Annotated in this window: 14 protein-coding genes; 8 read left to right on the forward strand and 6 right to left on the reverse strand. The window is 35.0% G+C overall.

What is annotated here, in order from left to right; all coding sequences use genetic code 11:
* Positions 1-92: 92 nt before the first annotated feature.
* From hutH to KI430_RS10250, 3 genes are all read left to right on the forward strand, one after another.
* A complete protein-coding gene (hutH, locus tag KI430_RS10240) occupies positions 93-1,583 on the forward strand; it encodes a histidine ammonia-lyase (RefSeq protein WP_248874514.1) in 1,491 nt (496 codons plus the stop codon).
* Between the two features lie 277 nt (positions 1,584-1,860).
* Entirely contained in the window at positions 1,861-2,127 is a 267-nt protein-coding gene (locus tag KI430_RS10245) for a hypothetical protein (protein WP_248874516.1), read from the forward strand.
* Between the two features lie 80 nt (positions 2,128-2,207).
* Entirely contained in the window at positions 2,208-2,657 is a 450-nt protein-coding gene (locus KI430_RS10250; protein WP_248874518.1) for a GNAT family N-acetyltransferase, read from the forward strand.
* A 96-nt stretch (positions 2,658-2,753) separates the two neighbouring features.
* Here KI430_RS10250 and KI430_RS10255 read toward each other — a convergent pair whose 3' ends face one another.
* From KI430_RS10255 to KI430_RS10275, 5 genes are all read right to left on the reverse strand, one after another.
* Entirely contained in the window at positions 2,754-3,929 is a 1,176-nt protein-coding gene (locus KI430_RS10255) for a carboxypeptidase-like regulatory domain-containing protein (protein WP_248874519.1), read from the reverse strand.
* Between the two features lie 187 nt (positions 3,930-4,116).
* A complete protein-coding gene (gene ygiD / locus KI430_RS10260; protein ID WP_248874521.1) occupies positions 4,117-4,944 on the reverse strand; it encodes a 4,5-DOPA dioxygenase extradiol in 828 nt (275 codons plus the stop codon).
* 379 nt (positions 4,945-5,323) lie between these two features.
* Positions 5,324-5,833, reverse strand: a complete 510-nt coding sequence (locus KI430_RS10265) for a YceI family protein (protein WP_248874523.1) — start codon at positions 5,831-5,833, stop codon at positions 5,324-5,326.
* A 248-nt stretch (positions 5,834-6,081) separates the two neighbouring features.
* A complete protein-coding gene (locus KI430_RS10270) occupies positions 6,082-6,840 on the reverse strand; it encodes a TIGR03915 family putative DNA repair protein (RefSeq protein ID WP_248874525.1) in 759 nt (252 codons plus the stop codon).
* Between the two features lie 80 nt (positions 6,841-6,920).
* On the reverse strand, positions 6,921-7,349 hold the full coding sequence (locus tag KI430_RS10275; RefSeq protein ID WP_248874528.1) for a hypothetical protein: 429 nt from the start codon (positions 7,347-7,349) through the stop codon (positions 6,921-6,923).
* A gap of 138 nt (positions 7,350-7,487) precedes the next feature.
* On the opposite strand from KI430_RS10275, the gene KI430_RS10280 reads away from it, so the two are divergent.
* The 3 genes from KI430_RS10280 to KI430_RS10290 all read left to right on the forward strand — a co-directional run bounded on the left by KI430_RS10280 (position 7,488) and on the right by KI430_RS10290 (position 9,803).
* Positions 7,488-8,006, forward strand: a complete 519-nt coding sequence (locus KI430_RS10280) for a DUF6597 domain-containing transcriptional factor (RefSeq protein ID WP_248874530.1) — start codon at positions 7,488-7,490, stop codon at positions 8,004-8,006.
* A gap of 48 nt (positions 8,007-8,054) precedes the next feature.
* A complete protein-coding gene (locus KI430_RS10285; protein ID WP_248874532.1) occupies positions 8,055-8,309 on the forward strand; it encodes a helix-turn-helix domain-containing protein in 255 nt (84 codons plus the stop codon).
* 63 nt (positions 8,310-8,372) lie between these two features.
* Complete coding sequence (locus KI430_RS10290) at positions 8,373-9,803, forward strand: S41 family peptidase (protein ID WP_248874534.1); 1,431 nt, start codon at positions 8,373-8,375, stop codon at positions 9,801-9,803.
* Here the strand turns inward: KI430_RS10290 and KI430_RS10295 are convergent.
* A complete protein-coding gene (locus KI430_RS10295; RefSeq protein WP_248874536.1) occupies positions 9,800-11,056 on the reverse strand; it encodes a putative DNA modification/repair radical SAM protein in 1,257 nt (418 codons plus the stop codon). The two genes, KI430_RS10290 and KI430_RS10295, sit on opposite strands and share 4 nt — an antisense overlap.
* Before the next feature lie 145 nt (positions 11,057-11,201).
* On the opposite strand from KI430_RS10295, the gene KI430_RS10300 reads away from it, so the two are divergent.
* On the forward strand, positions 11,202-12,530 hold the full coding sequence (locus KI430_RS10300; protein WP_248874538.1) for a hydroxymethylglutaryl-CoA reductase, degradative: 1,329 nt from the start codon (positions 11,202-11,204) through the stop codon (positions 12,528-12,530).
* A gap of 4 nt (positions 12,531-12,534) precedes the next feature.
* The gene (locus KI430_RS10305; protein WP_248874540.1) at positions 12,535-12,705 is read left to right on the forward strand and encodes a hypothetical protein; all 171 of its coding nucleotides are present in this window, start codon (positions 12,535-12,537) and stop codon (positions 12,703-12,705) included.
* The last annotated feature ends 8 nt before the right edge of the window (positions 12,706-12,713 follow it).

Below are 12,713 nucleotides of genomic sequence, written 5' to 3' on the forward strand. Positions count from 1 at the left end.
CTTTTACAAATATAAATAAATCTGAGAATCAAGGTAAAATCCTTTTTATAATTCCTCCCGAAAAGTGTATTTTTAGGCAAAATTTTTCAGTGATGATTTACGGAATCGACCAATTTAAATATCAGGATGTTTTAGAGATTTTAAAAAATCCTTCCAAAGCCAAGCTCAATAAAAAATCAAAAGACCAGATCATAAAATCGCAACAGAATGTTCAGAAAATTGTAGCGTCTGACAGGACAGTTTATGGCATCAATACAGGTTTTGGACCGCTTTGCGATGTTAAAATTTCAGAAGAAGAAACGGCTCAGCTTCAACATAATTTGATTATTTCGCACGCTGTTGGCGTCGGAAAACCGATTGACAGGAACATTTCCAAAACAATGATGATTTCCAAAATCCACGCTTTGTCGAAAGGATTTTCGGGTGTTTCGTTAGATGTTATCGAGCGATTGATTCTGATGTTGGAATTGGATATTATTCCGGTTGTTCCAGAGCAAGGTTCTGTTGGAGCTTCAGGAGATTTGGCACCGTTGGCACATTTGGTTTTGCCGCTTTTAGGATTAGGTCAGGTTTGGGAAAATAATAAAACTGTTGAGACGGCTAAAGTTTTGAAGAAACATAAACTTCAACCGTTAAAATTAGGCCCGAAAGAAGGTTTAGGATTGATTAATGGCACTCAGTTCATTTTAGCTCACGCAATTACAGGTCTAGCAAAATTCGAATATCTTTTAGATTTAGCAGATTTAACAGCAGCTATGAGTCTTGAAGCTTATCGTGGCTCATCAAGTCCGTTCAAGAAAGAATTGCATGAGATTCGTCCATTTGACGGAAGTCAAAAAGTAGCGGAAAGAATGCGAAATTTCCTTAAAGATTCAGACAATCTCAAGTCTCACGAATTCTGTGACAGAGTCCAGGATCCTTATTCTATGCGTTGTGTTCCACAGGTTCACGGTGCGAGTAGAAATGCTTTCGAACATCTGAAGCAAATGGCCGAAACGGAACTGAATTCTGTAACGGACAATCCGATTGTGTTGAGTGCAGAGGAATCAATTTCCGGAGGTAACTTTCACGGCCAATTGATGGCTTTGCCTTTGGACTACGCTTCATTAGCAGCAGCAGAATTAGGAAACATTTCCGACAGAAGAAGTTATCTTTTGCTCGAAGGAAAATATGGTTTACCGAAATTGTTAGTAGAAAGTTCTGGACTTAATTCTGGCTTTATGATTCCGCAATATACGAGTGCAGCGTTGGTTACAGAGAACAAAACGCTTTGCTTCCCAGCTTCAGCAGATTCTATACCGACAAGTTTAGGACAAGAAGACCACGTTTCTATGGGAAGTATTTCGGGAAGAAAATTCAATCAGATTTTGGGAAATCTTGAAAACATTTTAGCCATCGAATTGATGTTTGCAGCTCAAGGTTTGGAATTCCGAAGACCAGCAAAATGTTCTAAAATCGTTGAAAAAAATTATGATTTGATTCGTTCTGTTGTTCCAAAATTAGAAGACGACCGATTGATTGGTGAAGATATTTTGAAAATTGCTGAGTTGATTAGAGAAAAGAAATTTCAAGTCCACATATAATTGACAAATAATATTAAAAAAAATTAATTATTCCTCAGTTTTAACTGGGGAATTTTCATTTTTATTAAATTGATTATAAACACATTAAGTAATTATACTTATGAATAAAAACAGGTATATATACTCTTAAATATATAAGTAATCTGCAATAGCTTTGTCCTGTGGTCACAAAAAGACACCTTGATTAAAAAAAATTCTAACCATGGAGACCAGAAACCATCAAAAACGGGGCGTATCCGAAAGGCCATAAGAGTAGGACACCTAAAACAAATTAATCATGACAGAAGAACTAACAGTTGGCGGATGGACAGCGTTTCATAGCCTTACATCAGAAGAGCAACAAGTATTCAGTGAAGCTCTAAGAGGATTTGTTGGAGTAAAATATACTCCTACAGAAGTATCAACACAATTAGTTAATGGAACCAATTACCGTTACAAATGCGCAGCAAGTATGCCGCCGTCCGATGTAACTTGGAACGCAATTGTAGAAATTTACAAGCCTATTAACGGACAACCTCACGTTACGGGTATTACAAGAATATAAAGTATTCCGAATACTTTTATTAGCCGGAAGATAATATCTTCTGGCTATTTTTTTATAATATATTTCATTACTTTTAATTAATGAAAACCCTTAGAACAAATTCCGAAAATCCAGATTTTCAAAAATTAGTAAAACAATTAGACGCCTATCTTGCTGTGATGGATGGTGATGAACACGCTTTTTATCATCAATATAACAAAATCGATTTACTGAAAAACTGCGTTGTGATTTTTGATAATGATGAAGCCGTCGCTTGTGGCGCTATCAAAGAATTGGATTCAAAATCTATGGAAATCAAAAGAATGTTCACGCTTCCTGAGAAACGGGGAAAAGGCTTGGCTTCTGCAATTTTAACCGAATTAGAAGCCTGGTCTAAAGAATTAGGTTATGAAAAAACGGTTCTGGAAACAGGAAAAAGACAAACTGAAGCTGTTGCACTTTACAACAAATGCGGTTATAAAATCATTCCGAATTATGGACAATATGCTGGTGTAGAAAACAGTGTTTGTTTTGCGAAAGTATTGGAATAAATCTCTCGCAGATTAGGCTGATTTTGCAGATTTTCTAACGCAATCATCTGCTGATTCGTAAAATCGGCGAGAGATTTAATTTTTCGAAATAAAAAATCAATTCCCAAACTGATAATCCAAAGGCAACATCTTAGAAACATTTTGTTGGGAAAAACTCTCTTCTAAAATCAGCAAATCCGGCTCTGAACAAATACCTTCCGGAAAAATCTCAAATTCTGCCGCTTCGGGATGTATCAATGATGATTGGGAAACAGCAGTTGCAGATTTTACAAATTGACCTTTCTTGATTTCGTAATAATATTTCTGATAATTGACCATTAATAAGTCTTTAAAATCGAGAAACAGTTTTCCCTCTTTGCGTTTCATGAAATCAGATTCTTTGATTTTTGTCTTCAGAATTCCTAAAACTAACGGAGAATTTTTATTTTTTCGCTGTGATATATCTTCTAACTCCGGGGACAGATTCACATTCATTACTTTCTGTAGTCTCACAAAACTGAAATAGTCTTCCAGCTTCTGCAATTCAGCCTCAGTTGGGTATTTTGGATTAGGAATTCGTTTGGCATGATTCACGATGAAACCATCTTTTTCTAATTCGTTTTTGTAAAGACTTCTGAAAAAATGCATCAAACTGCCTTGGTAAGCATTCATTCGGTTGAGAATTACATTTTTCTTATTGCTGGTCTCTTTGAAAAAAGAAGTTCCCAGATAGCTATTGGTTTTGTTTTTAAAGTCCGCTTCAAAATTGATAAGATTATATTGAATGCTGTAACCCAGATTTTTATTTTCAATAATCAGGCTCTGTGGCGCTTTGACTTTTAGGAATTGATTTTTCTTATCATAAGAAAACTTAAGTGTTCGTTGATTTTTAATGACAACATCTTCCCTGTCAAAACCAATAAATTTATCCAAAAAGTAATTGATAAAATCTTTATAGGCTTGTTCTGTATAAGGGATGATGACAACTTCTTCTATCTCTTTAACAGGATTGATAATTACTTTGACCGATTTTCCAATGGCTTGATTCAATGGAAAAATGCTCGTTTCATAATTATCTTTCTGGAAAATCAGATTTCCGCTTTTTTGGCCTTGAATATCGAGTCTAAAAGTTCCATCAGTAATTGAAGTGGTAGAAATCTTAGTTCCATCAAGATAAACGTTGACATCCGAAATCAGCTTACCAGTTTCAGTCTGGATTGTCCCGGAAATAATCTGAGAAAAACAACTGCAGATAAAACTAAAGTAAACGCAAAAAAGTAATATTCTTTTCATTCAAACAATATTACTAATTTTTTAGTTATAAAAATAAACTTATTTAGATTCTGTTATAATTTGTTTTAGAACATTATTTCTCACTGATTTGCAGCTTCAGCAGATGATACGTCATTAAAAATCACACGATTTGCTTTATCTGCGAGAAAAGTATAACATCTGATTATTGGTATAATATTATCTACTTTTACCCAATCCTTATCGATGTCATACTCAAAGAGCCACCAATTAGCGAGTCATTGAATAATGATAATTCTTCCGATTTTTCTTTCAGTCCTAGATTATAAATCATTGGCAGAAAATGATCCGGTGTCGGAACAGCATATTGCAAAAACGAACCTTGTTTTTGATAATCAATGAGTCTCTGAAAATCACCGTCCAAGAGCCAATTGTTGGTTTTTTCTCTGGCTTCTATCGCCCAATCCCAGCCTGCTCCAACGGTATCAATATTTTTCCAGTCAATCAATCGGAGATTATGAACAATGTTTCCACTTCCGATAATTAGTATTCCTTTTTCGCGGAGTCTGGATAGTTTTTTTGCCAAATCAAAATGATATTGAGGCGGTTTTGTGTAATCGATACTCAACTGGATAACCGGAATATTCGCATCAGGATAAAGATGTCTGAGAACCGACCAGGCACCGTGGTCCAATCCCCAATTATGGTCTTCTTCCACCAAAACCGGAGCGAGTAAACCGGCAGTTTCTTTAGCCAATTCCGGACTTCCTTTTGCCGGATATTGAACATCAAACAATTCTTTTGGGAAGCCGTAAAAATCGTGAATCGTTTTCGGCATATCCATCGCCGTGACAAAAGTTCCGTTCGTAAACCAATGCGCAGAAATACAAATGATTGCATTGGGTTTCGGGATTTCTTTGCTGATATTCCTGAATCCCTGAACAAAAACATTCTCTTCGATAGCGTTCATCGGAGAGCCGTGTCCTAAAAACAGAACCGGCATTTTTTCTGTGGTTCGGAAGTTATCAGATATTTTTGAAAGGTCGTTGAGGTTCATATTTTTTTTGTAAAAAGTAAAATGTATTAATGTAAAAAGTATTTTATTTTCTCACAGATTTGGCTGACTGAGCTTTCTTTTCACACTTAAGTTGATTGTTTTAAACCACAAAAGTCACATAAGGACAATTAAGTTTTTAAGTCTCCGATTTTTTTGGCAAATGTTGTTTTTATGCTGAATCTGCAGCCCGACTTGAGCGAAAATCCTTTTTACGCAACGTAGTGGAGTGAAAAGATTGGGAGCCCTTCGACAAGCTCAGGATAAACTACAGGCGGATAAAGCTGCCCCGATAATTATTCTCAAAATCAAAAAAAGTATAAACAAAGCGAACTCTGTTTATACTTTAAAAAACTCAAACTATAAATACTATTGTATTCTTTTATTGTTTTACAAACTGCAATTCGCCTGCAATTTTTACTTCTTCGCTTACCATTACACCGCCTGTTTCCAAAGCCGCGTTCCAAGTTAAACCGAAGTCACTTCTTTTGATTTTTCCTTCGAATGAGAATCCTGCTTTTGTGTTTCCCCAAGGGTCAGAGTTGATTCCTCCGAAATCTACGTCCAAAGTCACTGGTTTCGTAACGCCGTTGATTGTTAAATTCCCAGTTACATCACCGTTCAAGGTAGTAGCTTCGAAAGTGATTTTCGGGTTGGCTTCTGCATTGAAGAAATCTGCAGATTTCAAATGCGTATCTCTGTCCGCATTATTGGTGAAAATAGAATCTGTATCAATGAAAGCTGAAACTTTTGCGTTCGCAAATGTATCGTCTTCTGCATCGATTTCTGCGTTGAAAGTCGTGAATTCACCTTTTACGTTAGAAATCATCAAGTGTTTTACTTTGAAAGTGATCTCGCTATGTGTTGGGTCTAATAACCATTTAGTTGCCATAATTTTTAATATTTTGTTGTTAATTATGATGCAAATTTAGGCCGACCAGGTTTCCCTCACATTGATGTAAGTTAAGAATTTGAATTGTGATAAAAATTTTGGGCAGCCCGTCAGATTTCCCAGTGCTTATGCCGACGCAAAATCTGCCGGCCGGGCTATCCACTCCTATCTTTTTCGGACACTCCGCTTCGCTCCGTGTCCAAAAAAGGATATCCGCTACTATCCCTGCTGCGGGCGCCATCTCCGATTCACCATTTCTCCGTCAAATATTTCCAATATCTTTTCGGGACGTGCTGAATGTGAAGCTTAGTGTTTTTCCTTTCTTTAATATTGGTTTTCGTAAAATAGCTTTGCCAGAGCTTCTGGTATTTTTTTTCTTCGTCGTGGAATTTTTCCTGATACTGGTTTAAATCTAATTTTTCATCGGGATAAAAAAAGTCGCAGTTTTCCAAATCGTAGAACAATCCGTAATGTCTCCGAAGATCATAGATCATCCATTTTTGATCGGCATATCGGTCTTTGAAATGTTTTCTGATTAAAGGCAAAACATTGAAATCCGGGTCTATCTTCGCGAAATAAATATCATCCTGCATTTTCTCGAACCTTATAAAAGCGGTCATCCTGTGTCTTTCCCGACTGACGGATTTGCAGATTTTAGCGATTTTCAGAATGTCATCGTTGGCAAAATTTTGAAGAATGTTTTCGTTTGGATGTTTGATGGATTGTTTTATGGCAGAAAAAATCAATTGTTCTAATTCTAAATCTTCGGAAAGATAAACTCTCAGCAAATCATTAATTCCAGACTTTCCAATACTTTTTTCTAATTTATTGAAAACTCTTTCCGATTTTTCCTGTTGGGTAACAACTTCGTGAATCTCCGCAAACATATTTTCCTGCTGGAAATTTTCTCTGTTTCTGATTTCCACATCCTGATAACGATATTCAAACACTTCGAATATCGCAGTGAAAAGTCCGTCGAAAGTTCCGTCGTAGAGAAGTGTTGTCATTTTTGAGTTGGAGAGTTTGAGAATTTGAGAGTTACAAATTCAAGGTAATATTTGTCATTCCGGAGGAATCTAGATTTATTTTAAATTTTATAACAAACAAGTTTCAATTCATTCTCATCAAGTTCTAAATAAAACTCGCCGACTTCTTTTATTAATGTAAAAATTCTGTCTAAATCTTGATTTGTCTGCGAATCAATAACTTTAGGAAAAATGAGATATTCTATTTCTCGATATTCGAGCCAATCATTAAATGAATTGTTTCCTTCAAAGCCTGTTTGCCAATAATCAAATTCAAAAATACTTCCATTATCTAGATACAATTCTCCAATCTTATCATTCTGAACTTTTTTGAAGAGAATCTTTTTGATTTCATCGGCATTATCAACAATCTGCTCAATCAACTTAATCCATTTTGAGTTAGACATCAATGGTTGTGAGAATTTTGAGATTGCACTATCAATTTCTTTTGTTTTTTGTTCGTCGTAACGTAAAGCTTTTTTTGTTCTCATTTAGTTATTGATTTTGGTAGTTATAATCTGTCAAAAGTCTTTCCAAAGCTTTATCAGAAGCTAAAGTTTATTAAATTTACATTCTGGAACAGTTTTCCAAATTTACGACAGAATATATTTAAAACAGAAAATCATATAATGAATTCAGTAATCATAAAGCCAAAAAATGAGATTCTGAAAAACTATGTTCAGTATTTTCTGTTCTTCGAAAAGACCAATCACGATTTTTTAACGTACACCACTTTTCCCAACAGCAATCTTTGTCTCGCCATTTATAAGGAAAATAAAATTTCTTATGACAATCAAAATAATTTGTGCGAAGTGAACGTTGGAAGAGCTTTTACAAGTCGATTTTATGGTTTTCATAAAAAGCCTTTTCAGGTCAATATTGATTCTTTGCTTAGTCAGATTTGTATTATTTTTCAGCCTTCTGCGTTAAGAGCGTTTACCAAAGAATCTTACGACGAACTGATGTTTTCCGATTCTGTTTTTGATGAAATATTCTCTTCGGATAAAAATATTCTAGAAAAAATATTCGAGATAAAGGATTTTTTTAAACGAGCCAATGAACTGGAAATTCTGCTTCTTAAAAAATTAAATGATTCTGTTTCAGATACAATGAAAGAAGCCTTGATGCTCATTAATCAAAATAATTAGATTAGTATCAATGAACTATCCAAAAGTCTTACAATCAGTGAAGCAACATTGTTCCGACTTTTCAAAAATAATCTGGGACAAAATCCAAAATCTTATCTTAAAACATTACGATTTCGAAATGTGTTGAATGACCTTTCTCAATCCAAAAATTCTTTGACGACGGTTGCTTATCAGAATCTGTTTTATGACCAAGCGCACTTCATCAAAGATTTCAAAATGTTTTCAGGATTTTCGCCAAAAAAATTAGCGGAGAAAATCTCTGTGAATCAAAAAGATTTGACTTGGATTTACAATAAAGATTAAAATTGAATGATTTTTACAATTTTTGAAACTCAGAAATGATTTCTTTTGCTGAAAATTTTATCAATGAAAATCAAAGTCTTTTTATTTTTCACACTTTCTTTATTTTTCGGTTTCGCTAATGCACAAAATAAATGCAACTGTACTGAGACTTTGCAAAAAATAATTTCAAAAATTGAGACTGAATATCCCGGTTTTGATGTCAAAACTAAAGACAAACTATTGTACAATAATGTAAAAGAAAATGCACTAAAATCTTCCGCTGAATCTAAAACTGATGATAATTGTCTGGAAATACTGAAAAACTATACAGGATTCTTCAAAGACAGGCATATTTGGGTTCTTCCAAATGGAAATTCAGCACCACAAATTGCTAATCATATTTCCTCAAAAAACATATCGAAAGCTCTTAATATTAATCTTGAAAAATTCAAAAAGGTAGTTCAGAATCAGAAAAACAGCTTCGAAGGAATTTGGAAAGATGACAGTTATGAGATTGGAATCAAAAGACTAAATGAAAAAGAATCTGTTGGCTTCATCATAAAAGCAGACCCAAAATTTTGGAAACCAAATGAAGTAAAATTCAGATTATTCGTAGACGGAACTTATGAATATTATATGCAAGACCATTCCTCGCAAAAAGGGACTTACAAAATGATAGACAATAGTCTTTTGTATTTTGACGATATCAGGTCTGCATTTACAAAAAGCTTTCCTCAATCTGTTCTAAATGAAGAAGAGATTGAAGATAGGATTAATGAAATCAATGGTTTTTACATCAAAAAACTGACTCCCAAAAGCACAATCATCAAAATGCAGTATTTCAGTTATATGTTTGTAAATACGATTGAAAAAATGATTGAAAAGAATAAAAATTTATTGGAAAATTCGGAATTTTTAATCATTGATGTGAGAGATAATGGTGGCGGAACAGATAATGCTTATCAGAAAATTCTGCCTTATCTGGTAACTAATTCTATCCGAAATGTTGGTGTAGAATATCTTGCTTCTCCAACTTTGATTAGTACAACAGAAAATTATATGCAAGGTCTAAAAAAAGATTCCATAAAAAACAAAAGTGAAATCATTGACTTGGAAAAGAGAATCGAAATCCTAAAAGCTAATCGTGGAAAATATGTAAATTATAATCAAAACAAAGCCAATATAAGTTCGATTTCTCCTGCTGTTAAAAGTCCTTCTCAAATTGTCGTTTTAGCTAATAATCATACAGGAAGTGCCGCCGAAAATTTTCTTTTAAATGCGAAACAAAGTAAAAAAGTTAAACTTTTGGGCATTCCCTCTTCAGGAGTCTTAGATTATGCAAACGCAATGTTTTTTGATTATGGTTGCAATAATTACAAACTTCTGATGCCGACTTATCGTTCGTTCAGGTTACCCAATTATCCTATTGACAATATTGGAGTTCAGCCTGATGTTTATCTTGATGAAAGCGTTGAAGATTGGGTAAAGTTTGCAGTTGATTATTTGGAAAATTAAAACAAAGTCAATTGCTGAGAAAACTGATTCTGAAATTTTGACTGACTTCCGCCGATAATTAATTTTCTCAAATTCAAATCAGTTAAGTGTTTCAGAAATGGATTTCCATATGTAAAATCAATAAAATATTTAGCACGGTTGACCGCTGCTCCGAGTTTTTTAAGGTGGTCAATTGTCAAAACCTGAAATTGTCTTGCGCTTAAAATTTTCTGTGCTGTTTTCACACCAATTCCCGGAATTCTGAGAATCATTTTATAATCTGCGGTTTGAAGATTAACAGGAAATTGGTCGAGATGCCGCAACGCCCAGCTTAATTTTGGATCAACTTCCAAATCTAAAAAAGGCATATTGAAATCTAAAATTTCATCCGCTTTAAATCCATAGAACCGCATCAGCCAATCTGATTGATACAAACGGTTTTCTCTCAAAACAGGAACTTCGGCCGTAATAGCAGGTAAGCGATTGTCGACAGTCACAGGAATATAACCTGAGTAATAAACCCGTTTCATTCCGTAGTTTTTATAAAAATGATCAGCCACTTTGATGATTTGTAAGTCATTTTCGTTGGTTGCGCCCACAATCATTTGAGTTGATTGCCCGGCTGGAGCAAATTTCGGCGTGCTTCTGATGATCTTCTTTTCATCTTTATATTGCTGAATTCCTTTCTGAACAATCCGCATCGGCTGAAGCATATCTTCACGATTTTTATCAGGAGCCAATAATTTCAATCCAGATTCTGTCGGGATTTCAAGATTCACTGATAATCGGTCAGCGTAAAGTGCAGCTTCATTCATCAAATCGTCACTCGCTCCGGGAATTGATTTTAAATGAATATAACCATTGAAATTATGTTCAGTTCTCAGCTTTTTTGCCACCCGAACCAGGCGTTCCATTGTCGTGTCCGCATCTTTGAAAATTCCGGAACTCAGAAATAAGCCCTCAATATAATTTCGTCTGTAAAAACTGATGGTCAAATCAACCACTTCCTCAACTGTGAAAGCAGCACGTTTGATGTCATTTGATTTTCTGGAAACACAATAGATGCAATCGTAAATGCAATGATTGGTCAGAAGAATTTTAAGAAGTGAGACACATCGTCCGTCTTCCGTATAAGTATGACAAATTCCGCTTGCTGAGCTGTCGCCCAAGCCACCATTGTTTTTTCGTTTTCCGCCGCTGGAAGAACACGAAACGTCATACTTAGCAGCATCTGCAAGTATTTCGAGTTTTTCTTTGATGCGGTCGAAATTCATTTTTTGAAGATTTATTTTTTGAATGGAATTAATTCAGAAATTAATGTCAAAAATAATTCCATAATGATAAAAGTCAATCGATATATACGTTAAGTTATTAACAAAATGTGTTAAAATTTATATCTTTACCAATATAATTTTTGATATGCAACATCAACCTGTTGAAGGGTTTTCAAAACTTTCCAAACAAAGAAAAATCGACTGGCTTATTTCAGAATATCTAAGTAATGACAGAAGTTACGAGCAGATTTTACAACAATATTGGAATAATGACGACAACTTGCAAAAACTTCACGAAGAGTTCTCGGAAAATACAATTTCCAATTTTTATATGCCTTATGGAATTGCTCCTAATTTCCTGATTGACGGAAAACTTCTGGCGCTTCCAATGGCTGTGGAAGAAAGCTCGGTTGTTGCCGCTGCTTCCAAAGCTGCAAAGTTCTGGCTGGATAAAGGCGGTTTCAAAACGACGATTATCAACACAGAAAAATTGGGTCACACCCATTTTGTTCTGAATGTTGAGCCTCATAAACTGTTGCATTTTTTCAATTTTAAATTAAAGAAAAAATTGCTTGAAGCGACCGAAGATATCACTGCCAATATGAGAAAAAGAGGCGGTGGAATCTTGGATATCAAACTGATTGATAAAACTTCTGAACTGGAAAATTATTTCCAGCTGAAAGCGAGTTTTGACACAGTAGATTCGATGGGAGCTAATTTTATTAATTCTTGTCTGGAACAGTTCGGTAAAACTTTGAAAGAAGAAGTTGCGAACGAAGCAGAATTCTCTCAGGAAGAAAAAGACTCGCTTCAGATTGTAATGAACATCCTTTCCAATTACACGCCGGATTGTGTTGTGAGAGCCGAAGTTTCCTGTAAAATTGAGGATTTGAAAGATGATAGTGGCATCTCGAACGAGGAATTTGCCTGGAAGTTTAAACGTGCGGTGACAATTGCAGAAATCGAGCCTTACAGAGCAACGACTCACAACAAAGGAATTATGAACGGTGTTGATGCAGTCGTTATCGCAACTGGGAATGATTTCCGTGCAACAGAAGCTTGCGCTCACGCTTATGCAGCAAGAAACGGAAAATATTCTTCATTAACACATTGTACAACCGATAATGGGATTTTCAGATTTTGGATTGACTTACCGATTTCTGTTGGTGTTGTCGGCGGTTTGACCAATCTTCATCCTTTGGTTAAATTTTCTTTGGCTTTGTTAGGTAAACCTTCTGCTCAGGAATTGATGAGTATTTTGGCGGTTTCGGGACTGGCTCAGAATTTTGGTGCGCTTCGTTCTTTGGTAACGACAGGCATCCAGAAAGGTCATATGAAAATGCACCTTTTCAATATCCTAAATCAGTTTGGAGCAACAGAAGAAGAGAAACAGCATTTTGTGACTTACTTCAAAGATAAAACGGTGAGTCATCACGAGGTGATTTCGGAATTGGAAAAATTGAGAAATAAATAGAACTATGTTTGGAATTGCACTTTCAGCTTTTATGCTGGTTTTTGGAATATTTCTAAAGTTTACAAAAAACTCAGGTTTTGCTAGTTCCAAAAGATTTGCTTGGCTTTTTATTATCTTAGGAATCGTTACGCTGGTTGGAAGAATTATTATTTTAAATCAAAAAGGAGAATTATAATTATTTAT

This window comes from Epilithonimonas zeae (genome assembly GCF_023278365.1).
GTDB lineage: Bacteria > Bacteroidota > Bacteroidia > Flavobacteriales > Weeksellaceae > Epilithonimonas > Epilithonimonas zeae_A.